Origin of the sequence: Achromobacter sp. NPDC008082 (assembly GCF_042957345.1) — a bacterium.
Taxonomy (GTDB): domain Bacteria; phylum Pseudomonadota; class Gammaproteobacteria; order Burkholderiales; family Burkholderiaceae_B; genus Achromobacter; species Achromobacter kerstersii_A.
This window is the reverse complement of sequence record NZ_JBIBIB010000002.1, coordinates 961,390-984,816: the sequence shown is the minus strand read 5'-3', so window position 1 is coordinate 984,816 and position 23,427 is coordinate 961,390. Positions and strand designations below refer to the sequence as shown.

At 64.3% G+C, this 23,427-nt stretch carries 25 protein-coding genes; 8 read left to right on the top strand and 17 right to left on the bottom strand.

Going from position 1 to position 23,427, the window contains the following annotated elements; translation table 11 throughout:
* Positions 1–8: 8 nt before the first annotated feature.
* Positions 9–1,028: a class 1 fructose-bisphosphatase gene (locus ACFZAI_RS11525; protein WP_391566986.1), complete on the top strand. Its 1,020-nt coding sequence runs from the start codon at positions 9–11 to the stop codon at positions 1,026–1,028.
* 89 nt (positions 1,029–1,117) lie between these two features.
* Here the strand turns inward: ACFZAI_RS11525 and ACFZAI_RS11520 are convergent, their stop codons facing one another.
* The 4 genes from ACFZAI_RS11520 to alaC all read right to left on the bottom strand — a co-directional run bounded on the left by ACFZAI_RS11520 (position 1,118) and on the right by alaC (position 5,484).
* The gene (locus tag ACFZAI_RS11520; protein WP_006224988.1) at positions 1,118–1,339 is read right to left on the bottom strand and encodes a YgdI/YgdR family lipoprotein; all 222 of its coding nucleotides are present in this window, start codon (positions 1,337–1,339) and stop codon (positions 1,118–1,120) included.
* A gap of 199 nt (positions 1,340–1,538) precedes the next feature.
* Positions 1,539–2,948, bottom strand: a complete 1,410-nt coding sequence (thrC, locus tag ACFZAI_RS11515) for a threonine synthase (protein WP_391566985.1) — start codon at positions 2,946–2,948, stop codon at positions 1,539–1,541.
* Positions 2,945–4,249, bottom strand: coding sequence for a homoserine dehydrogenase (locus tag ACFZAI_RS11510; RefSeq protein ID WP_054423463.1), 1,305 nt, complete (start codon positions 4,247–4,249; stop codon positions 2,945–2,947). Before ACFZAI_RS11510 ends, thrC begins: the two co-directional genes overlap by 4 nt.
* Positions 4,250–4,296: 47 nt before the next feature.
* Positions 4,297–5,484 (bottom strand): alanine transaminase, encoded by a 1,188-nt coding sequence (gene alaC / locus ACFZAI_RS11505; protein ID WP_391566984.1) that lies wholly within the window; start codon positions 5,482–5,484, stop codon positions 4,297–4,299.
* 199 nt (positions 5,485–5,683) lie between these two features.
* Between alaC and ACFZAI_RS11500 the strand changes: the two genes are divergently transcribed.
* From ACFZAI_RS11500 to ACFZAI_RS11490, 3 genes are read left to right on the top strand one after another with little or no spacing between them, the layout of a single operon-like run.
* Positions 5,684–6,145, top strand: a complete 462-nt coding sequence (locus ACFZAI_RS11500; RefSeq protein ID WP_054423467.1) for an Mth938-like domain-containing protein — start codon at positions 5,684–5,686, stop codon at positions 6,143–6,145.
* A complete protein-coding gene (locus tag ACFZAI_RS11495; protein WP_391566983.1) occupies positions 6,142–6,606 on the top strand; it encodes a peroxiredoxin in 465 nt (154 codons plus the stop codon). Before ACFZAI_RS11500 ends, ACFZAI_RS11495 begins: the two co-directional genes overlap by 4 nt.
* Before the next feature lie 55 nt (positions 6,607–6,661).
* Positions 6,662–8,362, top strand: coding sequence for a PhoH family protein (locus tag ACFZAI_RS11490; protein ID WP_391566982.1), 1,701 nt, complete (start codon positions 6,662–6,664; stop codon positions 8,360–8,362).
* An 81-nt stretch (positions 8,363–8,443) separates the two neighbouring features.
* Here the strand turns inward: ACFZAI_RS11490 and ACFZAI_RS11485 are convergent, their stop codons facing one another.
* From ACFZAI_RS11485 to ACFZAI_RS11455, 7 genes are all read right to left on the bottom strand, one after another.
* On the bottom strand, positions 8,444–8,575 hold the full coding sequence (locus ACFZAI_RS11485) for an entericidin A/B family lipoprotein (RefSeq protein ID WP_008164311.1): 132 nt from the start codon (positions 8,573–8,575) through the stop codon (positions 8,444–8,446).
* A gap of 46 nt (positions 8,576–8,621) precedes the next feature.
* Complete coding sequence (locus ACFZAI_RS11480) at positions 8,622–9,317, bottom strand: fumarylacetoacetate hydrolase family protein (protein WP_054423472.1); 696 nt, start codon at positions 9,315–9,317, stop codon at positions 8,622–8,624.
* Positions 9,318–9,399: 82 nt separating this feature from the next.
* Positions 9,400–9,702 carry a Dabb family protein gene (locus ACFZAI_RS11475; RefSeq protein ID WP_391566981.1) on the bottom strand — a complete coding sequence of 101 codons (303 nt, stop codon included), beginning with the start codon at positions 9,700–9,702 and terminating at the stop codon, positions 9,400–9,402.
* Positions 9,702–11,579, bottom strand: a complete 1,878-nt coding sequence (locus ACFZAI_RS11470) for an ABC transporter permease (protein WP_391566980.1) — start codon at positions 11,577–11,579, stop codon at positions 9,702–9,704. The genes ACFZAI_RS11475 and ACFZAI_RS11470 overlap by 1 nt, the downstream gene beginning before the upstream one ends.
* 13 nt (positions 11,580–11,592) lie before the next feature.
* Positions 11,593–12,285 carry an ABC transporter ATP-binding protein gene (locus ACFZAI_RS11465; RefSeq protein WP_391566979.1) on the bottom strand — a complete coding sequence of 231 codons (693 nt, stop codon included), beginning with the start codon at positions 12,283–12,285 and terminating at the stop codon, positions 11,593–11,595.
* Between the two features lies 1 nt (position 12,286).
* The gene (locus ACFZAI_RS11460) at positions 12,287–13,054 is read right to left on the bottom strand and encodes an ABC transporter ATP-binding protein (protein ID WP_391566978.1); all 768 of its coding nucleotides are present in this window, start codon (positions 13,052–13,054) and stop codon (positions 12,287–12,289) included.
* Between the two features lie 11 nt (positions 13,055–13,065).
* Positions 13,066–13,845: an SDR family NAD(P)-dependent oxidoreductase gene (locus ACFZAI_RS11455; RefSeq protein ID WP_391566977.1), complete on the bottom strand. Its 780-nt coding sequence runs from the start codon at positions 13,843–13,845 to the stop codon at positions 13,066–13,068.
* 174 nt (positions 13,846–14,019) lie between these two features.
* Here ACFZAI_RS11455 and ACFZAI_RS11450 point away from each other — a divergent pair, with 174 nt between their 5' ends.
* From ACFZAI_RS11450 to ACFZAI_RS11435, 4 genes are all read left to right on the top strand, one after another.
* Positions 14,020–14,418 carry a cupin domain-containing protein gene (locus tag ACFZAI_RS11450; protein ID WP_054423485.1) on the top strand — a complete coding sequence of 133 codons (399 nt, stop codon included), beginning with the start codon at positions 14,020–14,022 and terminating at the stop codon, positions 14,416–14,418.
* 103 nt (positions 14,419–14,521) lie between these two features.
* Complete coding sequence (locus tag ACFZAI_RS11445; RefSeq protein WP_391566976.1) at positions 14,522–15,733, top strand: ABC transporter substrate-binding protein; 1,212 nt, start codon at positions 14,522–14,524, stop codon at positions 15,731–15,733.
* Positions 15,733–16,494 (top strand): SDR family NAD(P)-dependent oxidoreductase, encoded by a 762-nt coding sequence (locus ACFZAI_RS11440; protein ID WP_391566975.1) that lies wholly within the window; start codon positions 15,733–15,735, stop codon positions 16,492–16,494. Before ACFZAI_RS11445 ends, ACFZAI_RS11440 begins: the two co-directional genes overlap by 1 nt.
* A gap of 15 nt (positions 16,495–16,509) precedes the next feature.
* The gene (locus ACFZAI_RS11435) at positions 16,510–17,346 is read left to right on the top strand and encodes an IclR family transcriptional regulator (protein ID WP_391566974.1); all 837 of its coding nucleotides are present in this window, start codon (positions 16,510–16,512) and stop codon (positions 17,344–17,346) included.
* On the opposite strand, the gene ppa is transcribed toward ACFZAI_RS11435, so the two are convergent.
* From ppa to ACFZAI_RS11405, 6 genes are all read right to left on the bottom strand, one after another.
* On the bottom strand, positions 17,347–17,877 hold the full coding sequence (gene ppa, locus ACFZAI_RS11430) for an inorganic diphosphatase (RefSeq protein ID WP_050446009.1): 531 nt from the start codon (positions 17,875–17,877) through the stop codon (positions 17,347–17,349).
* 32 nt (positions 17,878–17,909) lie between these two features.
* Positions 17,910–19,538: a heme biosynthesis HemY N-terminal domain-containing protein gene (locus ACFZAI_RS11425; RefSeq protein WP_391566973.1), complete on the bottom strand. Its 1,629-nt coding sequence runs from the start codon at positions 19,536–19,538 to the stop codon at positions 17,910–17,912.
* 5 nt (positions 19,539–19,543) lie between these two features.
* The gene (locus ACFZAI_RS11420) at positions 19,544–20,737 is read right to left on the bottom strand and encodes a uroporphyrinogen-III C-methyltransferase (protein WP_391566972.1); all 1,194 of its coding nucleotides are present in this window, start codon (positions 20,735–20,737) and stop codon (positions 19,544–19,546) included.
* A gap of 37 nt (positions 20,738–20,774) precedes the next feature.
* Positions 20,775–21,575 carry a uroporphyrinogen-III synthase gene (locus ACFZAI_RS11415; protein ID WP_391566971.1) on the bottom strand — a complete coding sequence of 267 codons (801 nt, stop codon included), beginning with the start codon at positions 21,573–21,575 and terminating at the stop codon, positions 20,775–20,777.
* A complete protein-coding gene (hemC, locus tag ACFZAI_RS11410) occupies positions 21,575–22,522 on the bottom strand; it encodes a hydroxymethylbilane synthase (RefSeq protein WP_391566970.1) in 948 nt (315 codons plus the stop codon). The genes ACFZAI_RS11415 and hemC overlap by 1 nt, the downstream gene beginning before the upstream one ends.
* Positions 22,523–22,640: 118 nt before the next feature.
* Positions 22,641–23,360 carry a TerC family protein gene (locus ACFZAI_RS11405; protein WP_100857878.1) on the bottom strand — a complete coding sequence of 240 codons (720 nt, stop codon included), beginning with the start codon at positions 23,358–23,360 and terminating at the stop codon, positions 22,641–22,643.
* Between the last annotated feature and the right edge of the window lie 67 nt (positions 23,361–23,427).

Here is a 23,427-nt window from a genome sequence, read left to right as displayed (position 1 = left end):
AGACCTTTTTGAAACGTAAAACTCTGACTCAATACCTGGTGGAGCAACAACGCTCCGCCCAAGCCCTTGCGCCGGAAGTGCGACTGCTTATCGAAGTGGTTGCCCGCGCCTGCAAGGCCATCAGTCACGCTGTCAGCAAGGGCGCCTTGGGCGGCGTTCTGGGCAGCCTGGAAAGCGAAAACGTCCAGGGCGAAGTGCAGAAGAAGCTGGACGTGCTGTCCAACGAAATCCTGCTCGAAGCCAACGAATGGGGCGGCCACCTGGCGGCCATGGCGTCGGAAGAAATGGAAACCATCCATCTCATCCCGAACCGCTACCCCAAGGGCGAATACCTGCTGCTGTTTGATCCCCTGGACGGCTCGTCGAACATCGACGTGAACGTGTCCATCGGCACCATTTTCTCGGTGCTGCACGCCCCCCATAACGTGTCGGGCGCCCCCGTCTGCGAGCAGGACTTCCTGCAACCGGGCGACAAGCAGGTCGTGGCCGGCTATGCCGTCTACGGCCCGCAGACCATGCTGGTGCTGACCATCGGCAACGGCGTGGTGGGTTTCACGCTGGATCGCGAAATGGGTTCGTGGGTGCTGACGCACGAGAACATCCAGGTGCCGGCAGACACCAAGGAATTCGCCATCAACATGTCGAACATGCGCCACTGGGCCCCGCCCGTAAAGCGCTACATCGACGATTGCCTGGCAGGGTCGACCGGCCCCTTGGGCAAGGATTTCAACATGCGCTGGATCGCCTCGATGGTGGCGGACGTGCATCGCATCCTGACCCGCGGCGGCATCTTCATGTACCCCTGGGACGCCCGCGAACCCGGCAAGGCCGGCAAGCTGCGCCTGATGTACGAAGCCAACCCCATGAGCTTCCTGATCGAACAGGCAGGCGGCGCGTCGATCACCGGCACGCAGCGCATCATGGAAATCCAGCCCGACACGCTGCACCAGCGCGTGAGCGTGATCCTGGGTTCGAAGAACGAAGTCGAACGCGTTGGCCGCTACCACTCGGAAGCGGCGGCGAAATAATCGTCGCCCCATTGAAAAGCCCCTTGATTTCTCAAGGGGCTTTTTTCATTGCGCGAGTGGCGCAGTGGCGATTACTTCCGCAGTGGCGATTACTTCACTTCTTCGATGGACTTCACGTCGTCCTTGTTGACTTGAACTTTCTTGCCGTCCTTGTCGTATTCGTACATGCCAGACTTTTTATCGTACGACGGCGCGTCGGGCGTTACGGTCGAGCTTCCGTCCCGATTCTGAATGACCGAGGGCGACGAGCATCCGGCCAGCACCCCAACTCCGGTCACCACCAGGGCCAACGTCATGGTCTTCAGGTTCATGGGCGTGTTCTCCAAGTGTGATTAGGTGGAATCACTGTATCGGTAATCTGGCCCCTAATCCGTGTCGGGTTGTGGTCAAAATGCATGAGAACGTAATCACCCTGTCCCACATCGTAAAAAAACCCCACGCAGGACAAGCCTGGGTGGGGTTTTGCGCTTACACAAACCGCAAGCGGTTACAGGTTTGCGCGATGCAGGTTTACACCTTGGCGTTGGCCTCGATGAAACGGCGCACTGCGGCGACGCTGCATTCCATGACTTCCACGCGCTGCGGCAAAGATTCCAGATTCGCCAGATTGCCCGGCGGCGTGGCCGGACGGCCCAGCGCTTCTTCGATGGTCTCGGAGAATTTGGCCGGCAAGGCGGTTTCCAGGACCAGCATCGGCACGCCCGGCTCAACGAATTCGCGCGCCACCTTCACGCCGTCGGCAGTGTGCGGATCGACCAGCACGCCGGTTTCTTCGTAGACCGAACGAATCGTCGACAGACGGTCTTCATGCGAGCTCTGGCCCGACACGAAGCCGTAGCGTGATTCGAATTCCGGCAGCATGGCGGACAGATCGAACGAGCCATCCTTGGCCAGCGCGGTCCACAACGCCTTCACACGGGCGGCATCGCGGCCGACCAGATCGAACACGAAACGCTCGAAGTTCGACGCGCGCGAGATGTCCATGGACGGGCTGGATGTGGCGTAGGTTTGCTCGGCCGGACGAGGGCGGTAGATACCCGTGCGGAAGAATTCTTCCAGCACGTTGTTCTCGTTCGTGGCCAGCACCAGGCGGCGCACGGGCAGCCCCATGCTGCGCGCGATATGGCCCGACAGGATGTTGCCGAAGTTGCCCGAAGGCACGGCGAACGACACCTGCTGGCCCGGCTTGTCGGTGGCGCGCAGCCAGCCGTGGAAGTAGTACACCACCTGGGCTGCAATGCGCGCCCAGTTGATGGAGTTCACCGCGCCCAGGCGGTACTTCGTCTTGAATTCCAGATCGCCAGCCAGGGCCTTGACGATGTCCTGCGCTTCATCGAACACGCCATGCACGGCGATGTTGTGGATGTTTTCGTCTTGCAGCGAATACATCTGCGCGCGCTGAAAGGCGCTCATGCGGCCGTGCGGCGACAGCATGAACACGGCCACGCCCTGCTTGCCGCGCAAGGCGTATTCCGCCGCGGAACCCGTGTCGCCCGAAGTCGCGCCCACGATATTCAGCGTGGTGCCGCGCTTGGCCAGCACATATTCAAAGACCTGGCCCAGGAACTGCATGGCCATGTCCTTGAAGGCCAGCGTCGGGCCTTCGGACAAGCCCAGCAGCGACAGGCCGCCGTCCAGCGGACGCAGCGGAACGATGTCTTCGCTGTTGAAGATTTCTTGCGTGTAGGCGGCGCGCGTCAAACGGCGCAGGTCGTCAGCGGGAATGTCGGTGGCGAACAGCGACAACACTTCGAACGCCAAATCCGCGTAGGACAGGCCGCGCCAGGATTCGAGCGTCTGCTCGGACACCTGCGGCAACTGCTCCGGCATGGCCAGGCCGCCATCGGGCGCCAGGCCTTCCAGCAGGATGTCCGAAAACTCCAGGGCGGCCATGCCGCCACGGGTAGAGACGTATTTCATGTCAAGTTCTCCACGCGCAGTCGCGTGACCTTGGACCGCACGAACGGCAGGGACTCGATGCGCTCGATGGCTTGGTTGACGTTGCCTTCCACGGCCTCGTGCGTGAGGAAGATGATGTCGGCGCCGCCGATGTGCGAAGGCTGCTGAATCATCGACCCGATCGAGATGGAGCGGTCAGCCAGGATGCGGGCGATATCCGCCAGCACGCCGGGCTGATCGTCCACGCGCAGGCGCAGGTAGTACGACGTGCTGACCAGTTCGATCGGCAAGATCGGCGTGTCAGACATGGCGTCCGGCTGGAACGCCAGATGCGGCACGCGGTTGCCCGGGTCGGCCGTGTGCAGGCGCGTCACGTCAACCAAGTCGGCAACCACGGCCGATGCGGTGGGCTCTTCGCCCGCGCCCTGGCCGTAGTACAGCGTGGGGCCAACGGCGTCGCCCTTGACCAGCACGGCGTTCATCGCGCCTTCCACGTTGGCCAGCAGGCGCTCGGACGGCACCAGCGCAGGGTGCACGCGCAGCTCGATACCGTCGGGGCGGCGTTTGGTCACGCCCAGCAGCTTGATGCGATAGCCCAGACGTTCGGCGTGTTCGATATCTTCGGCGGCCAGATTCGAGATGCCTTCGATGTAAGCGCGGTCGAACTGCACCGGCACGCCAAAGGCCAGCGAGGCCAGCAGCGTCAGCTTGTGCGCGGCGTCCACGCCTTCGACGTCGAACGTCGGGTCGGCTTCGGCGTAGCCCAGGCGCTGGGCTTCGGCCAGCACGTCGGCAAACGGCAGGCCGCGCGAACGCATTTCGGACAGGATGAAGTTGGTGGTGCCGTTGATGATGCCGGCCACCCACTGGATGCGGTTGGCGGTCAGGCCTTCACGGATCGCCTTGATGATCGGGATGCCGCCAGCCACTGCGGCCTCGAACGTGACCATGACGCCACGCTCGTAAGCGGCGGCGAAGATCTCGTTGCCATGCTTGGCCAGCAGGGCCTTGTTGGCGGTGACGACATGCTTGCCGTTGGCGATGGCTTCCATCACCAGCTCCAGCGCCAGCGTGTCGCCGCCAATCAGCTCAACGACGATATCGATTTCGGGGTCGCGAACCAGCGCGTGCACATCGGTGTCGACCAGGATCGAGTCGCCCACGCGGGCGCGCGCCTTGGCCACATCGCGCACCGCGGCGCGCGTGACTTCAATGCGGCGGCCGGCGCGGCGCGCAATTTCTTCCGCGTTGCGCGACAGCACGGTCCACGTGCCGCCGCCAACCACGCCGAGTCCGAGCAGGCCCACCTTCATGGGATTCATCGCGCTGCCCTCGGGGCCATGCGAGACGGGTGAGCGTAGGGGGGTATTCATTTCAGCAATCCGTCCTTGCGGAACATATCTTTGATGCCGCGCACCGCTTGGCGGGTGCGCTGCTCGTTTTCGATAAGAGCGAAGCGTACGTAGTCGTCGCCGTACTCGCCGAAGCCGATCCCGGGGGACACGGCTACTTTCGCATCCGACAGGACACGCTTGGCAAATTCCAAAGAGCCCATTGCCCGGTAGGGCTCGGGGATTTGCGCCCAGATATACATGGACGCCTTGGGAATTTCCACATTCCAACCTGCTTCGTGCAGACCGCGCACGAGCACGTCGCGGCGGCTTTGGTACTGGGCCACGATCTCGTTCACGCAATCTTGCGGGCCATCCAGCGCAGCGATGGACGCCACCTGGATCGGCGTGAAGGTACCGTAGTCGTGATAACTCTTGATGCGCGCAAGCGCGTTGACCAGCTCGCGGTTGCCGACCATATAGCCGACGCGCCAACCCGCCATGTTGTAGCTCTTGCTCATCGTGAAGAACTCGACGGCGACATCGCGCGCGCCGGGCACCTGCATGATGGACGGGGCCACATAGCCATCGAACGTGATGTCGGCGTAGGCCAGGTCATGCACGACAAGGATATCGTGTTCCTTGGCCAGCGCCACCACGCGTTCGAAGAATGACAGGTCCACGCACTGCGCGGTGGGGTTGCTGGGAAAGCCCAGCACCATCATCTTGGGCTTCGGGAAGGATTCGCGCACGGCGCGTTCCAGTTCCTCGAAGAAATCCACGCCCGGAGTCATGCGCACCGAACGGATGTTGGCGCCGGCGATGACGGCGCCGTAGATGTGAATGGGGTAGCTCGGGTTCGGCACCAGCACGGTGTCGCCGCGGTCCAGCGTGGCCAGCATCAAGTGGGCCAGGCCTTCTTTGGAGCCGATGGTGACAATGGCTTCGGAATCGGGGTCGAACTCTACCGCGTAGCGGCGCTGATACCAGTCGCAGATCGCCTTGCGCAAACGCGGGATGCCCTTGGACACCGAGTAGCCGTGGGTGGTCGGACGCGAGGTCGCTTCCACCATCTTGTCGACAATGTGCTGGGGCGTTGCGCCATCCGGATTACCCATGGACATGTCGATGATGTCCTCGCCCCGCCGACGCGCCGCCATCTTGAGCTCGCCGGTAATGTTGAAAACGTACGGAGGCAATCGCTCGATGCGAGAGAACTTCCTCATGGGGAATCCTTCAGGGGTAAAACGCAGGGGCTGAACGCCGCGCCCGCATACGTTTGCAGCGCAACAAAACCCTGTAATCTAGCGCAACGACGCCTAGGCGGCAAATGGGGCGGAAAAACCCCCATTTCCCGAGTGGATACCGCGCAACATCAGGTCATCTTGATGCGCTATTATCAAGCCCATAAAGCCGGAGTTTTTATTGAAGCTGCATACCGATCCTGCGACGGCCGCTCTGAACACTGTCACCGCGTACGGTGAGGGTTATATCGAGGTCAACCAGGTACGTTTTTCCTCCTCGGTCGCTTTTGGCCCCGAAGGCGAAGTGTCCGAATGGCCCGTTGAGTCGCCGGCCGACATCACCTCTTCCCTGTTGCATCAGGCGGCCGGCTTAGTCGAGCCCGTCCGCGACCCCATGGCCTTTCTGGACGAACCAGAAGCCAGCCCCAGCCGCCCGGCCAATGCGCCCGAAGTGCTGCTGGTAGGCACGGGCGCCCGGCAACAGTTCCTGCGTCCTGAAGTGCTGCGTCCCCTGTTGACCATGGGTATCGGCGTCGAGATCATGGACACGCACGCCGCCTCTCGCACCTACAACATCCTGATGGCGGAGGGCCGGCGCGTAGTCGTGGCCCTCATCCCCCCGAACGGAGAACCCCAGAAATGACGCCCAGTATCGGCAAGCCCGCCCCGCTGTTCACCGCTGAAAGCACCATTGGTCCGATCAGCCTGGAACAATGCCAGGGCCGCGCCGTGATCCTGTATTTCTACCCCAAGGACAACACGCCTGGCTGCACCACCGAAAGCCAGGACTTCCGCGACCTGAACGCCGAATTCCTGGCGGCCAGCGCCGTGGTGATTGGCATCTCGCGCGACTCGCTGAAGTCGCACGAGAACTTCAAGGCCAAGTACGAACTTCCTTTCCCGCTCATCTCCGACGCCGACGAAACCGTGTGCAATCTGTTCGGCGTCATCAAGCAGAAGAATATGTACGGCAAGCAGGTGCGCGGTATTGAACGCAGCACCTTTTTGATCGACGCCTATGGCGTGCTGGTGCAGGAGTGGCGCGGGGTGAAGGTCCCGGGCCACGCCAAGGAAGTCCTGCAGGCCGCAAAAAGCATCGGTTAGCTGTACAGGAATACCCGTCAGGCGCTAAGCCGGCCCACCCTGGAGAGTGACGCATATGCCGCTTCCGAAGTTGCCCACCCGTCCCGCAGCCATCCTGACCTTCCCCTCGGGCGAAACCGCCCGGGCGCAGGCCCGCACCACCAAGACCGCCGCTGCGCGGTCCAACACCCAAGCCGTTCTTGCTGACGACGACGAGGACGAGCTTCTCGTCCAACCCGAACTCGACGGCATGGCGTCTCCGGCCCGCAAGGCGCAGATTCCCGCGCCCGCGCGCCAGGTTCCGCCCCCTGCCCCCGCCGCTGCCGCCCCCCGCACGGAAACGCGCCCGGCCAAGCCCGCCCCCGCCAAGCGCGCCAAGCCTCGTGCGCAGAACGAACCGCGCAAGCTGTTCGTTCTGGACACGAACGTGCTGCTGCACGATCCCAGCTCGCTGTTCCGGTTTGAAGAGCACGACATCTTCCTGCCGATGATGACGCTGGAAGAGCTGGACCACCAGAAGAAAGGCATGTCGGAAGTGGCGCGCAACGCGCGTCAGGTCAGCCGTTCGCTGGATGCGCTGGTGCAAGACGCCACGCAGCTGGATGAAGGGCTGGAACTTGCCAAGCTGGGCAACAAGGACGCCACCGGCCGTCTGCTGTTCCAGACAACCGCCATTCACAGCACCCTGCCGTCCGACCTGCCCATGGGCAAGGCCGACAACCAGATTCTGGGCGTGGTGCGCGCCTTGCAGGAAAAGTACCCGCAGCGCGAAGTGGTGCTGGTGTCGAAAGACATCAACATGCGCTTGAAGGCGCGCGCGCTGGGCATGGCCGCGGAAGACTACTTCAACGACCACGTCCTGGAAGATTCCGACCTGATGTATTCGGGCGTGATGCAACTGCCCGAAGACTTCTGGAACAAGCACGGCAAGGATGTGGAATCCTGGCAGCAGGGCGGCACCACCTTCTACCGCATCCACGGCCCGCTGTGCTCGCAGTTTGTCGTCAACCAGTTCGTCTACTTCGAAGGCCAGATGCCGCTGTACGCGCAAGTGCGCGAAGTCAGCGGCAAGATGGCGGTGCTGGCCACCCTGCGCGACTACACCCACGGCAAGAACAACGTCTGGGGCATTACGGCGCGCAACCGCGAGCAGAACTTCGCCATGAACCTGCTGATGAACCCGGAGTGCGACTTCGTCTCACTGCTGGGTCAGGCCGGCACCGGCAAGACGCTGCTGGCGCTGGCGGCGGGCATCACGCAGGTGCTGGAAACCAAGCGCTATACCGAGATCATCATGACTCGCGTCACGGTGCCTGTCGGTGAAGACATCGGTTTCCTGCCCGGCACGGAAGAAGAAAAGATGCTGCCCTGGATGGGCGCGCTGGAAGACAACCTGGATGTGCTCAACATGGGCGAAGGCGAAGGCAACGGGGACTGGGGCCGCGCCGCCACCATGGACCTGATCCGTTCGCGCATCAAGGTCAAGTCCTTGAACTTCATGCGTGGCCGCACCTTCCTGAACAAGTACCTGATCATCGACGAAGCGCAGAACCTGACGCCCAAGCAGATGAAGACGCTGGTGACCCGCGCGGGCCCCGGCACCAAGGTGATCTGCCTGGGCAACGTCGCCCAGATCGATACGCCGTATCTGACCGAAGGCAGTTCGGGCCTGACGTTCGTCGTCGACCGCTTCAAGGGCTGGCCGCATTCGGGCCACGTCACCTTGCAGCGCGGCGAACGTTCGCGTCTGGCCGACTATGCGGGGGATGTGCTGTAAAGCACGATTCTGCTTCGCATAAAAAAAACCCCTTGATGGCTCAAGGGGTTTTTTCTTGCCTGCAAACAACGATGCCGATGATTACTTATCGGCCGCGTTGGTGATGGCATTGCCGGCCCGGGACATATCCTTACCCATGCCTGCAACGGTATTGCAACCGGCCAGCACGAATCCGAATACGACGAAGGCGGTCAGCACGATCTTGCCGCGCATGCTGTCAACTCCTGAACAATAGAAACTAAAACCAGGCCGAGACGGGTCAGACGATCTGCACGCGCAGTTCGCCCAAGCCTTCCACACCGCCCGTGATGACGTCGCCCTGCACCACCGCGCCCACGCCTTCGGGGGTGCCGGTGAAGATGATGTCGCCCGGTTGCAGTTCGAACAGGCCCGACAGATACGAAATGCTTTCCGGAATGTTCCACAGCATTTGCGAAATGTCGCTGGACTGCTTGCGCTGGCCGTTCACATCCAGCCAGATCGCGCCCTTGTCGAGCGTGCCCACGACGCTGCGCGGGTGGATCGGGCCCATCGGCGCGGATTGATCGAACGCCTTGCCGATTTCCCAGGGGCGGCCCTGCTTCTTCATTTCGCCTTGCAGGTCGCGGCGCGTCATGTCCAGACCCAGCGCGTAGCCCCACACGCAGTCGTTGGCTTCTTCGACGGGAATGTCGCGGCCGCCCTTGCCCAGCACCACGACCAGTTCCATCTCGTAGTGCAAGTTGGAGGTCTTGGGCGGATAGGCCATCTTGCCGGTTTCGCCGTCAGCCACGCTCAGCACGGCATCCGCCGGCTTGCAGAAAAAGAACGGATCTTCACGGCCGGTGAAGCCCATTTCCTTGGCGTGCTCGGCGTAGTTGCGGCCGACGCAGTACACACGGCGCACCGGGAACAGCGCGGCGCTGCCGGCAACAGGAGCCGCCACGGGCGGCTGGGGAGGCAATACGTAGTCCATGAGTGATCAACCTATGACAGATACGTGAAAAATCATCCGCGAGTTTATCCCTTTCCGGGAGGAACGCGCTGCGCTGTTTTGTTCAGGAAAACGTAGGGATATCCCCGTCAAAAACCACCAGGCGTTCGATGAAGTTTGCCATATAGGCCTTCATTTCCTGGTGCGCGGGCGAGACCTGGTAGCGGTCATGCGCCGGGCCGTCGGCAAAGGCCGCCACCACGGCGTGGGTCAGCCCGTCGGCGCGGCTGGCCTGGTTGGGCCGGAACGCGTAGCCCGCCACGCCGTCGCATTCGGCAAGGATGCGGTCGCAATAGCCTTGGACGCGCGCATGGAATTGGGCGTCGGCGGCGGCCGACAGTTGCAACATCACGACATGCAGAAACATCAGGACTCCTTTTTCACGCGGGTCGCGGCCAGCCAGGCACGCGACACCAACCCCATGATGCCGTCTCGAAACAGCAGCACGCACAAGACGAAGATCACGCCCTGGACAATCAGCACCCACGAACCCAGCGGCGCCAGATAGTTTTGCAGCGACACAAAGGTGAATGCCCCCGCCAGCGGGCCGAACACCGTGCCGATGCCGCCCAGCAGCGCCATCAGCACCACCTCGCCATTGGCGTGCCAGTGCACGTCCGTCAGCGAGGCCACGCCGAACACCAGCACCTTCAGCCCGCCCGCCAGGCCCGCCACCGAGGCCGACAGCGTGAACGCCAGCAGCTTGTAGCGCGACGTCGAATACCCCAGCGAGCGCGCGCGCTGCTCGTTATCGCGCACGGACCGGATCACCTCTCCAAAGGGAGAATTCAGCACGCGCAGCACGAACGCGTAGCCCAGCGCAAAGACGGCCAGCGTGAAGTAGTACATCGGCATCACGCCTTCCAGGTCGATCAGGCCGAACAGCTTGCCGCGCGGCACGCTCTGCAAGCCGTCTTCGCCGCCCGTGAACCCGGCTTGCACGGCGATGAAGTAAACCAGCTGCGACAGCGCCAGCGTGATCATCGCGAAATAGATGCCCTGGCGCCGGATGGCGATGGCGCCGAACAGCAGGCCCAGCAGTCCGCCCGTCAACACGCCCGCCAACAGCCCCAGTTCGGGCGTGGCGCCCAGCAGCTTCATCACGATGCCGGTGGCGTAGGCGGCCGCGCCGAAGAACGCCGCGTGGCCAAACGAAAGCAGGCCCACGTACCCCACCAGCAGGTTGAACGCCGCCGCAAACAGCGCGAAGCACAGCACCTTCATCAGGAACGTCGGGTACACAAACCACGGCGCCGCCAACGCCACCACCGCCAGCACCGCCATGGCGATACGCATTGCGCGCCGGCTCAGTTGCACGGGCTCGCGCGTGGCTTCGGCGGCCAGCACGTTCTGGACTTGCAGCGGTTTGCCGAACAGCCCCGCGGGCTTGCACAGCAGCACCAGCACCATGATGATGAAGATCGCCAGATTCGCGGCTTCGGGATAGAACACCTTGGTCAGGCCCTCGATGATGCCCAGGCCAAAGCCGCTGATGATGGCGCCCATGATGGAGCCCATGCCGCCAATGACAACCACGGCGAACACCACCACCACCAGGTTCGACCCCATCATCGGACTGACCTGATAGATGGGCGCCGCGATCACGCCCGCCACCGAGGCCAGCGCCACGCCCAGCGCGTAGGTCAGCGTGATCAGCAGCGGCACGTTGATGCCGAAGGAACGCACGATGGTCGGGTTCTCGGTCGCCGCGCGCAGCATGGCGCCCACGCGCGTTTTCTCGATCAGCACCCATACCGCCAGGCACAGCACCAGCGACACCGCTACCGCCCAGCCGCGATACCAGGGCAGGAACATGAAGCCCAGGTTCACGCCGCCGGTCAATGCCTTGGGGATGGTGTAAGGCAGCCCGGACACGCCATAGGCCTGCCGCAATCCGCCCTCGATCAGCAAGGCGATGCCAAACGTCAGCAGCAAGCCGTACAGGTGATCCATGCGATACGTGCGCGAGATCAGCAAACGTTCGACCACCACCGCGAACACCGCCATGATCAGCGGCACCAGCACCAGCGCGGCCCAGTAGTTCACGCCCAGATAGTTCAGCAGCATCCAGGCCAGGAACGCGCCCGCCGTGTACTGCGCGCCATGGGCGAAGTTGATGATGTTCAACAGGCCGAAAATCACCGCCAGCCCGATCGAGAGCAAGGCGTAGAACGATCCGTTGATCAGGCCAAGCAGGAGCTGGCCGAACAGTGCCGTGGACGGCACACCGAAAATTTCGAACACAGGCCTTCTCCTTTCAGACGCCCAGACGGCGCGCGATCCGGGCGGGATCGCGGCGCGCCTCATCCGCCGACAACTGGTCGACCACGCAACCGTGCTCCATGACGTAGTGACGGTCCGCCACCTTGGTCGCGAAACGGAAGTTCTGCTCAACCAGCACGATGGTGAACCCCCGCTCTTTGAGCGTGCGGATGGCCTGCCCGATCTGCTGCACAATGACCGGCGCCAAGCCTTCGGTGGGTTCGTCCAGCAGGATCAGTTGGGCGCCCGTGCGCAGGATGCGCGCAATCGCCAGCATCTGCTGTTCGCCGCCCGACAGGTTGCCGCCCGAGCTGTCGCTGCGTTCGCGCAGGTTCGGAAACAGCGTGTAGATCTCGTCCAGCGACATGCCGCCTGCCGCCAGACGCGGCGGCAGCATCAGGTTTTCGGTCACGCTCAGGCTGCGGAACACCGCCCGTTCTTCGGGGCAATACACCACACCCAGACGCGGGATACGATGCGGCGCCATGCCCACGGTTTCCTGTCCGTTCAGCCGGATCGAGCCGCGCCGTTTGTCCAGGATGCCCATGATGGCGCGCAGCGTCGTCGTCTTGCCCGCGCCGTTGCGGCCCAGGATGGTGACGAGTTCGCCCCGGTTCACATTGATGTCCACGCCATGCAGCACATGGGATTCTCCATACCAGGCGTTGAGGTCTTTGATGGCCAGCATCTCAGTGCGCCTCCTCGTCAGAGCCCATGTAGGCGGTGATGACGCGCTCATCGCGCGACACCGCGGCGTAGTCGCCTTGCGCCAGCACGGCGCCACGCGCCAATACGGTGATGGTGTCGGACAGGTCGGCCACAACCGACAGGTTGTGCTCCACCATCAGGATGCTGCGGTTTACCGACACGCGCCGGATCAGCGCGGCGATGCGGGCGACGTCTTCCTGCCCCAGGCCCGCCATGGGTTCATCCAGCAGCATGATTTCGGGTTCCAGCGCCAGCGTCATCGCAATTTCCAGCGCGCGCTTACGCCCATATGGCAACAGCGCCGCCGTGGTGCTGGCCAGGTTCGCCAGGCCCACCGCATCCAGCAGTTCCATGGCGCGATCGTTCAGGCGATCCACGCTGCGCCGGCTGCGCCAGAAGCGCAGCCCGTCGCCATGCTGGCGCATCAGCGCCACGCGCATGTTCTGCAGCACGGTCAGGCCCAGAAACACCGCCGAAATCTGGAACGAACGGACGATGCCCAGCCGCGCGATCTCTTCGGGCGCCAGCGCCGTGATGTCGCGTCCGCGGTAGTGAATGACGCCTGCGTCCGGCGTCAGAAATTTGGTCAGCAGATTGAAGCAGGTGGTTTTGCCCGCGCCATTGGGGCCAATCAGCGCATGGATAGAGCCTTCCTGCAGGGCAAGGGTCACGCCGTCGACGGCATTGAAGCCGCCGAACCGCTTGACCAGCCCCTGTGCGGATAGAACCGCTTGGGTGCTTGGGGTCATGGCGGCGTTCCTTACATGCGGGCCAGCAGGCCGCCGTCGATCGCCAGGACATGCCCGTTGACGAACGACGCGCCCGGCGACGCCAGGTAGACCACGGCGGGAGCAATGTCTTCGGGGGTGGCCCAGCGGCCCACAGGCACCGACGTCGACAGGAATGATTGGAACTGCGGATTGTCCTGCAAGCCCTGCGTGAAATCCGTGCGCACGAATCCTGGCGCCAGGGCATTGCACGTGACGCCGCTTGCGCCGTATTCCACGGCCAGCGCGCGCGTGAACGCGGCAATCGCGCCCTTGGCGGTGGCGTAAGCGGCGATGTTCGGCATGGTGGCCTGCCCCGCCACGGACGACATCAGCACAATGCGGCCAAAGCCCCGCTTGCCCATGCCGGGCAAGACGGCGCGCGCGCAATGGAACGCGCCGTTCACGTGCACGTTTTGCAGCGCCTGCCATTCGGCGGGCGTCATATCAACCACCGCTTTGCGATTCTGATTGCCGGCGTTGCTGACCAGCACGTCGATGGACAGGCCGGCGTCTTCCAGCAGGCTCACGGCGGATGCCACGGCGGCGGCATCGGCCACATCAAAGGGCGACGCATGCGCTGTGATGCCGTCAGCCGCCAACCGCGCGCAGGCGGCGTCGCATGCGTCCTGCGACAGATCGTTGACCACCACCTGCGCGCCCGCGCGGCCCAAGGCCTGCGCGATGGCGTAACCCAATCCCCTGGCCGCGCCCGTCACCAGCGCGACGCGTCCCGCCAGACCAAATGTCTGGTCCAGATAGTCGTGTTTCAAGCTTGTCTCCTTGTCTTATATGCACCGGATCTCTAGGCCCGGCCTATGTCGCCCCTGCTTTCCCGATGCAAAAACAAAGTTGACATCAATCTCAATATACGCGACTATTTTTAAACACTCAATAACAAGATTTTTGCTTTTTCTTCCATAACGAGTTCTGGCTAGGAGACAATCATGGCCCTCGAAACCCCCGGCTGCCCTGCGGCCAACGCGCTGCCGCCACTGGCCTCACGCTTCCTGAAAGTGGCTGATCTGCCCTGGAAACCCACGCAGGTGGAAGGCATCGACATGAAGGTGCTGATGCAGGACAAGGAATCCGGCCTGCTCACCGCGCTGTTTCGCTGGCAGCCCGGCACCGAGCTGCCTTTGCATGAACACGTTGAAGTCGAACAGACCTACGTCCTGGAAGGCTCCATCGTGGACGCCGAAGGCGAGGTCTGCGCGGGCGACTATGTTTGGCGCCCCCGCGGCAATCAGCACGTGGCGCGTGCGCCCAATGGCGCGCTGGTGCTCAGCTTTTTCCTGAAACCCAATCTGTTTATCGACGCTTACGCCGGCCAGACGCTGGAGTAAGTCCGCCTGCCCCGGCAGGATTCAGCGTGAATCCGCAAGACCGCATGACCGCCCGGCACAGGGCGGCGCGCAAAAGAACCAAGCCCCCCAAGGAGACACCCCCATGAAGACCCGTTTCAAGAACAGCCTTGCTGCCTGCGTGTTGGGCGCCGTATCCCTGCCCGCCATGGCGCAGGTGTCCGATGACGTCGTGAAGATCGGCGTGCTGGGCGATCAGTCCGGCATGATGGCCGATCTGTCCGGCAAGTTCGGCGTGGAAGCCGTGAAGATGGCCGTTGAGGATTTCGGCGGCACCGTACTGGGCAAGCCCATTGAAGTGATCTCGGCCGACCACCAGAACAAGGTGGACATCGGGGTGTCAATTGCGCGCCGCTGGTACGAGAACGACAAGGTGGACCTGATTCTGGACGTGCCCAATTCGGCTATCGCCCTGGCCGTGCAGGACCTGACCCGCCAGATGAAGCGCGTCGTCATCTTCACCAGCGCCGGGTCGGCCGACCTGACGGGCAAGGCGTGTTCGCCCAACGGCATGCACTGGACGTACGACACCTATGCGTACGCCACCGGCGTGGCCAACGGCGTGATGGAAGACGGCGGCAAGAGCTGGTACTTCATCACGTCCGATTACGCGTTCGGCCACTCGCTGGAACGCGACGCGATGGCGGTGGTGAAAGCCAAGGGCGGGCAAGTGGTAGGCAGCGTGCGCCACCCCATCGCCAGCTCGGATTTCTCGTCGTTCCTGTTGCAGGCGCAAGCCTCCAAGGCGCAGGTGATCGGCCTGGCCAACGGCAGCGGCGATACCATCAACAGCATCAAGCAGGCATTTGAATTCGGCATCATGGGCAGCAAGCAGCGCGTGGCCGCCCTCTTCATGAGCATCGTGGACGTGCGCAGCGTGGGGCTGGAATACGCGCAGGGGCTGAATCTGGTCGAGCCGTTCTATTGGGACCAGGACGACAAGGCACGCCAATGGTCCGAGCGCTACTTCAAGCGCACGGGGCGCATGCCGTCGATGGTGCAAGCCAGCAACTACAGCGCCACGATGCATTACCTGAACGCGGTCAAGGCCGCCGGCACGGACGCGTCCGAACCCGTGCTGAAGAAAATGCACGACACGCCCATCAATGATTTCATGACCGAGAATGGCCGCATCCGCGAAGACGGCCGCGTCATGCGCGACCTGTATCTGTTCCAGGTCAAGAAGCCAGCGGAATCCAAGCGCGACTGGGACTACTACAACCTGGTGCGCAAGATTCCCGCCGAACAGGCGTTCCGCCCGCTGAAGGACGGCGGCTGCTCGCTGGTGAAGTCGTGATGGGCGGCGCGCTTGCACTGCTGGCCGGCAAGCGCGCCGTTGTCACCGGGGGGGCAAACCCCCGGGGCATCGGCGCGGCCGTGGTAGACCTGTTTCTGGCGCACGGCGCCACGGTGGCGGTGCTGGACTACGCCTACCCCGAGGGCGGCGCGGGCGTGCTCGCCAACGGCCGCGTGGACCTGCACTGCGACGTGTCGCGCGGCGTCTCGTGCGAGGCCGCAATCGAGCAGGCCCGCATGGCGCTGGGCGGCATCGATGTGCTGGTCAACAACGCGGGCATCGTTGCCGCCACGCGCATCTGGGACCTGCCCGAAGACGAGTTCCGCCGCATGATCGACGTCAACCTGACCGGCACCTACAACGTCACGCACGCGGCGCTGCCTGCCCTGCTGGAAAGCACGCGGCGCCCGGCCATCGTGAACCTGGGCTCCACCGCGGCGTTGCGCGGCGGCGGCTTGCTGGGCGGCTCGCATTACGCGGCGTCCAAGGGCGGCGTCATCAGTTTCACCAAGGCGCTGGCGCGGGAATTGGGCCCCCGAGGCATCCGCGCCAACTGCGTGGCCCCCGGCATTATCGAAACGGACATGACGCTGGGCAAATTCGGCGAAAATTGGGAACAAGAACTCAAACAGGGCATTCCGCTGCAACGTTTCGGCTCGCCCGCTGAAGTTGCCCAGGCCATCGTTTTCCTGGCCTCGGACCTGTCCTCTTATTCAACCGGCATCGTGGTCGACGTCAACGGCGGCTTCCACATTCACTAGGCAAACCCAGAAGCAATGAGCACTCCCGATCGCATGCTGTCCATACTCGACCTCTTTCGCGACGACACCACCGCCGCGTTCCAGGAGGACGTCATGGCGCATCTGGAGTGCTCGCGCGCCACGGCCTACCGTTATCTAAAATCGCTGACCGAAAGCGGCCTGCTGGCGCCCACCGCCGGCGGCGCCTATGTGCTGGGTTCCCGCATCATCGAGCTGGACCGCCACCTGCGCCAGCACGATCCTTTGATGCGCGCCGCGCGCGACGTCATGCGCGCAACCGGCGACGAACTCCACGCCAACCTGATGCTGTGCAGCTATTACGGCGACAAGGTCATGTGCGTGGACCGCTACTGGACCGATCACTCCATTGAATCCAGCTACGCGCGCGGCCGCCCGTTCCCGATGTTCCGCGGCGCCACGGCCAAGCCCATTCTGGCCAATCTGCCGCCCTATCAGCTGCGCAACCTGATGCTGTGGCACGCGGCCGAAATCCGCGAAGCCGGGCTGGGCGATGACTGGGATGCGTTCCGCGCCAACCTGAAGCGGCTGCGCACAGCGGGTGTGTGCGTTTCGCATGGCGAAGTCGACCGCGGCTTGATGGGCATCGGCGCGGCAATTTTCAGCCCCGAACAGAAGGTGGTCGGCAGCCTGGTGTTCATTGCGGCAGAAGCGCACACGTCGCCTGAACGGCTGGACGTGCTGCAAGCCCGCATCCAGGTCGCCGCCGCCCAAGTCTCGCAAAACTTGCAGGCCCCACAAAGCAACGGCGCGGCGGCGATCGGCATCATGCCGTCGCGGCCGCGCCGCATCAAGGCGCCGGCCGGTGCAACACCGGCGCGGCCCAAAGCCTGATCAGGCCTTGTTGTAGCGTTCGACGCTGTTCACGATTTCTTCGTGAGCGGCATCAACGCCCTTCCAGCCCTTGACCTTGACCCACTTGCCCTTTTCCAGGTCTTTGTAGTGCTCGAAGAAGTGCTGGATACGCGCGACGTCTTCGGTCGGCAGATCTTCGTAGGACTTGATGTTGCGGTACGGGGGGTACAGCTTTTCGATCGGCACGGCCAAGAGCTTGGCGTCGCCGCCCGACTCATCGTCCATTTCCAGCACGCCGATAGCGCGGCAGCGCACGACGGCGCCGATCTGGATCGGGAAGGGGGTCAGGACCAGCACGTCGGCGGGGTCGCCGTCTTCCGACAGGGTTTGCGGGATGTAGCCGTAGTTGCACGGGTAGTGCATGGCGGTCAGCATGAAGCGGTCAACGAAAATCGCGCCCGTGTCTTTGTCGACCTCGTACTTCACCGGGTCGGCGTTCATGGGGATTTCGATGATGACGTTGAAGTCTTCCGGCAGCTTCTTGCCAGGGGAGACGCGATCAAGACTCATGATTCAACCTTGTTGTTTGTCTGAAGAAATGTTCAAAGCGAGCCGTCGTCCTTGAACGGCGGCTTGGTCGCAGGCACCGGCGCCGGCGCCGCGGCAGGCGCGGGCTTCGGGCTGGCGGGAGGGGCCGGCGAATACGTGGGCACGGGCTCATCGAAAGCCGCCGCCGGGATCGGGGCGCTGTCGAAGTACTCGTCGATATCGGACGTGCCGCCGGCAAGCGGCGCGTCTTCCGGCGCCAAGGCGCGCGCATGCTGATCCTTGCTGACGCGCGCATCCGGGTCCAGCACATAGTCGGAAGCGGACGCCGCCACCGACGGCGGCAGCGCCGGATAATCGCCGCCGACATCGGCGTCGCCATCCGTGTCCGACAGGCCCACCGCATAGCCGCCTTCGGCGTCCACGCGGTAAGGATCGGAACCGGTGTCGGCCGCGGGCAAGGCCGCATCCACCGCCAGCACCGGCAAGGCCATGCTGGCCGCCGTGGCCAGACGCCAGTGGCGCACCGCGTCGGCGGGGCGATCCAGGCGGTCGTACAGGCTGCCCAACAACGCATGCGTCTGGGCATCGCTACGGCGGCTGAGACTGCGCAGCAGATAACGCTCGGCCTGCCCCCACAACTGGCCGTTCAGGCACAGCATGCCCAGCGCGGTCAGCAGATCGGGATCGGTCGGGCGCTGTTGCAGCCACGTCTCGGCCTTGGCCAGACGGCGCGACACCTGTTCGGCTTCGCAGCGGGCATAGGCCGCCACCAGCGTCGGGTTGAACTTCACGGCGATGGCGGCTTCCAGCACGCGGGCCGCTTCGTTGGGTTCGCCGGCGGCCTCAAAGGCCGCAGCGCCCGCCAGCGCCACATCGGGCAGCAGGCGCTCTTCGGCCTTCAGGTCTTTCCAGATGGCGCGCCAGGCTTCGCTGTTGGCCGAGCTGGCCGCCGCACGCAAGCGCGCCGCGCCCGAGGCGTCGATCAGCACATCGGCTTCGCTGCGGGCCAGCGCATTGCGGCGGACCAGCCCGCGCGCCAGCGTGAAGACTTGCTCGTGGTGATGCAGCGCGGTGTGGGCGCGCAGCAGCAGGCGCATCGTGTGCAGGTGGCGGGCGCCGCCGTCAGCCAGCGGCGCCAGCACGGCGAGCGCGCGTTCGGCACGGCCTTGGTCCAGCAGCATGTCGGCCGAAACCGTGGCGGTGGCTTCCACCAGACCCGGGTCGGTGCCGGCGTGTTCCTGCGCGGTTGCCAGCAGGCGGTCGCGGCGGTCGAACTCGCCCAAGCCATGGGCAGCGCGCGCCGCCGACAGCGCGGCCAGCACACGGCGGGTCTGCACTTTGGTCTGCTCAAGCAGCTTGGTCAGATCTTTTTCGGCGTGGGTGTAACGGCCTTCCAACAAACCGATCCAGCCGCGTTCAAGCAATTCGTGGTCGCGCGCTTGCGCACGCTTGCCACGCCAGACGCGGACGCGGTCGGGAATGGCCAACAGCCACGCCAGCACGCGCAAGCCCACGTACAGCACGATGAACGCCGCAACGATCAGCAGGACGGCGAGCGTGAGCGACATTCCGATGCGCCACGGCCAGACCAGCAACAGCACGTTGCCGGAATGCGAGCGCAGCACCACCGCCAGGGCGACGGCGATGACGGCGAGCAGCAGTGTCCAGAACCAGGTACGCATAAGGCTCAGTCCTGCCCGCTAGTCTTGAAACCCGCGGCCCGCAACGCGGCGACAGCGTTCAGGCTGTCGGACACGTCCGGCATGCGCACGGCGATGTCGGTCTGCGCCAGTTCGCGCGCCAGCGTCTGGGCGGCGACGGTATCAGGCGAACGGTTATCGAAATACTTGGCGAGCGTGACGCCGACGTTGTCGAGCTCGCTCTTCCATACGGCGGGCTGACGCATCAGCATGGCCAGTTGAACGGTCAGCAGGCGTTGACGCAGCGTGGCGCGCACCTGATCGGCCTGTTCGGGCGACAGCAGCAACGCGGCGGGCTCATCCACGCGCTGGATGGTGATCAAGCCACCGAGCTCCTGCGCCAGCGCCGAACCGGCGCGGCCAGGCCACGAGACCACCTCGGCGCGCCAGCGCTGCCACCAGGGCGCATCGGCGGGCAAGCCTGCCTGCGGGTCCACGGCGGGCGCGGGGGCCACGGCGGGGCGCGGCTCGCCTGCGGCAACCACACCCGGCGCGGCCGCGTCAGGCACCAGCAAGGGCGCCTTGCCCACCATGGCCACCAGGCGTTCGATACGGGCGGATTGCGCGGGGATGTCGACGGTGGACACGGCGCGCAGACGATCCAGGTCGCCGTTGATGGCTTGCTGCAAGCTGGAGAAGCGCGGGCGGTCGGCACGCGCCAAACGCGATTGCGCGGTTTCCAGCGCGACGATGGCGTTCGAGACGTTGCCCGCCAGACGCAGTTGTTGATTGGCGATGGTCAAGAGACGTTCGACGTCGTTGGCCAGCAGCTCGTCGCTGGCGCTGTCGTTGAAGTTCTGCCACGCCTGTTGCAGCGCGTTGTATTGGCTTTGGGTTTCGCGCACGGTGTCTTCAAGCTCGCCCACGCGGCCGGCCTGCGCTTGCGCCAGGGCCAGCGCTTCACGCGTGTCCTTGCGGGCCTGCGCCACGTCGGCGGTCAGCGTGTCGATACGCGACGCGACCTCGCGTCCGGCGGACACGAATTGCGTGCGCTGCTTCCACAGGGCATAACCTAAGCCCACGGCGAGCAGAATGACGATTATCAGGGCGGTGACCAACGGGCCATTGCCGCGCTTGGCCGGACGGGCCTTGACGGGATCGGCCGGGGCCGATGCGGGCGCGCTTGCGCCCGGGGCGGCCGTGTTAACGACCGGATCGGTAGCGGGAGTCTTGTCTGTCATGACGCGATTGTATTCGGTGTCAGTCCGATGCAACGAATCAAGCAGCAACAAAAGCCTGGAATATCGACTCGTCGTTGGGCAAGCAGATTTTTACCATTTCTGTCGCGCCACTGTCATGACAGCCTGGCGGCACGCGGCGCGCCAGCGAGGGATGCGTCAGCACGAAGCGGCAGCGCGCCCACCAGGCAGACAGGCCGGCGGCATCCACACCGGCGCGCACGGCATCGGCGCCTTCGCCGCTGGTGATGAGCCAGGTGGCGGGCACGCCCGCATCTGCCCACTGCCGCAAGGCGGCAAGCGCGGCATCGTCCCAGAGGGCCGGGCGGCGCAGATACGCCGCGTGGCGCGTGACGGCCGCGCCGTGGGCTTCAAGCGTATCGCCCAGCCAGTCCCTGCCCTGCGTGCCGCGCACCACCAGCACGCGGGCCGGCAATTGCGGCAAGCCGCAAAGCACATTCCACAAGGCTTCGGAGTCGTGGCTGGGCGCATCATCGCCCGGATGCAAGACTGTTGTATTCGCGCCAATAGCGGTCGACTCACGCAACGCCTGCGCGCTGGCGGGGCCGACGGTTGCGGCGATGACGCCCGCCGGCCAGGCGGCTTGGCCATCGGCGCGCGCGAGCTGATCCAGATACTGTTTGGCCGCGTTGCCACTGACGAACACAACCATGTCGAAGTCGGCCGGCCGAGGCAAGCCCGCGGCGGCCACTGGCAGCGGATGGATTTCCAGCGCAGGCAGGATGCAGACGGACCAGCCGGCGTCGGTCAGACGGCCGGCCAGCGCCTCGTTGCGGCCCGCGGGCCGCGTCAGGATGGCGACTCGCGGCGCGGTGGACATCAGTCCGGCCGCGGGTCGGCTTGCAGCAGTTCCTGGAGGATGGCGGCGGCGCCACCGTCCAGCAATTCCTGCGCGGCCGCCACACCCAACGCATCGGCATCGGCCGCGGGGCCGGTGCGTGTCGTGCGGACGATGCGGGCCCCGTCCGTTGACGCCACCAGGGCGCGCAACGACAAAGTGTCGCCAGAGAGTTCGGCGAAGGCCGCCAGCGGCACCTGACAGGAACCGCCCAGCGTGCGGGACACGGCGCGTTCGGCTTGCACGCAAGCCGTTGTGGTGCTGCTGATCAACGGCGCGAGCCAGGCGCGCATGTCGTCGCGGTCGTCGCGGATCTCGATGCCCAACGCGCCCTGCCCGGCTGCCGGCAGACTATCGGCGGGGTCCAGCAGGCTGCGGATACGCGCGCCCAGGCCCAGCCGGTCCAGGCCGGCGGCGGCAAGCACAATGGCGTCGTATTCCCCTTTGTCCAGCTTGCCCAGGCGGGTGTCCAGGTTGCCGCGCAGCGGCTTGACCACCAGTTCCGGGTAGCGCGCGCGAATCTGGGATTCCCGGCGCAAGCTGGACGTGCCCACCACCGCGCCCGCCGGCAGTTCTGCCAGCGTTGCATAGCGGTTGGACACGAAGGCATCGCGCGGGTCCGCGCGATCAAGGACGGCGCAAAGCTCGAACGGGGCTTGCAGATCCACCGGCACGTCTTTCAAAGAGTGCACGGCCAGATCGGCACGCCCGTCGAGCAGCGCGTTTTCGAGTTCCTTGACGAACAGTCCTTTGCCGCCCACCTTGGACAAGGTGCGGTCGAGGATCTGGTCGCCTCGGGTCGTCAGGGTAAGGAGCTCAACCGCGCACGCTGGGTACAGCGTGCGCAGCCGGTCACGCACATGCTCAGCTTGCCACAGGGCAAGCCGGCTGGCGCGGGTCGCAATGACCAGGCGTTGCGGTAGAGGCACGAGCGGTCATCAAACGAAATTAGAGACGATGACCGTCGCGACTATCCCGAGGATGGCCAGGACGAAAAGGCCCTGAAGGAGGCTCAGGCCCGATTCGGATTGCTGGGGATCGACGGATCTACGCAGACTCATGTGCTGATTCCTTGGAAGCGGTTTTGCGGCTTGCCAGCCACCGTCCAAGGACAACAACGAGCAAGGCGCCAATAATTTCTGCAGCGATTTTAACCGTAGTGGGCTGAACACCGAATTGACGTTCGACAACCACATCGGTAATCAGCATGCCGCCAGCGATCCAGCCCAGCAGCGCGGCGCCAAAGGTCACCACCAGCGGGTACTTGTCGATCAGCTTCAGAACCAGCGTGCTGCCCCAGATGATGATCGGCACACTGACGATCAGGCCGAAGGCGACCAGGCCGATCTGGTGGTCGGCGTGGGCGTTCTGGGCCGCGCCGGCAATGGCGATCACGTTGTCCAGGCTCATCACGAAGTCAGCAATGATGATGGTCTTGATGGCGGCGGCGATGGAGGTTCCCCCCTTCACGTTGCCATGCGCATCGTCTTCTGGAACAAGAAGCTTGACGCCGATCCAGACCAGCAGCAGGCCGCCAACGACCTTCAGGAACGGAATCGACAGGAGCGTCAGTGCGAAAGCGATCAGCACCACACGCAGGATGATGGCGCCCGCGGTGCCCCACAGGATGCCCTGCATGCGCTGCTTGGGCGCCAGGTTGCGGCACGCCAACGCGATGACCACGGCGTTGTCGCCGCCGAGCAGGATATCGATGAGGATGATCTGAAATACCGCTGCCCAACTCAGCGTCTGGAAAAACTCAAGCACTTTGAACCCCCGAAGGCATTTATGAAAAGAAAGGCCGGTCCCGAGCCGGCCATCCTGCCGCGCGCGG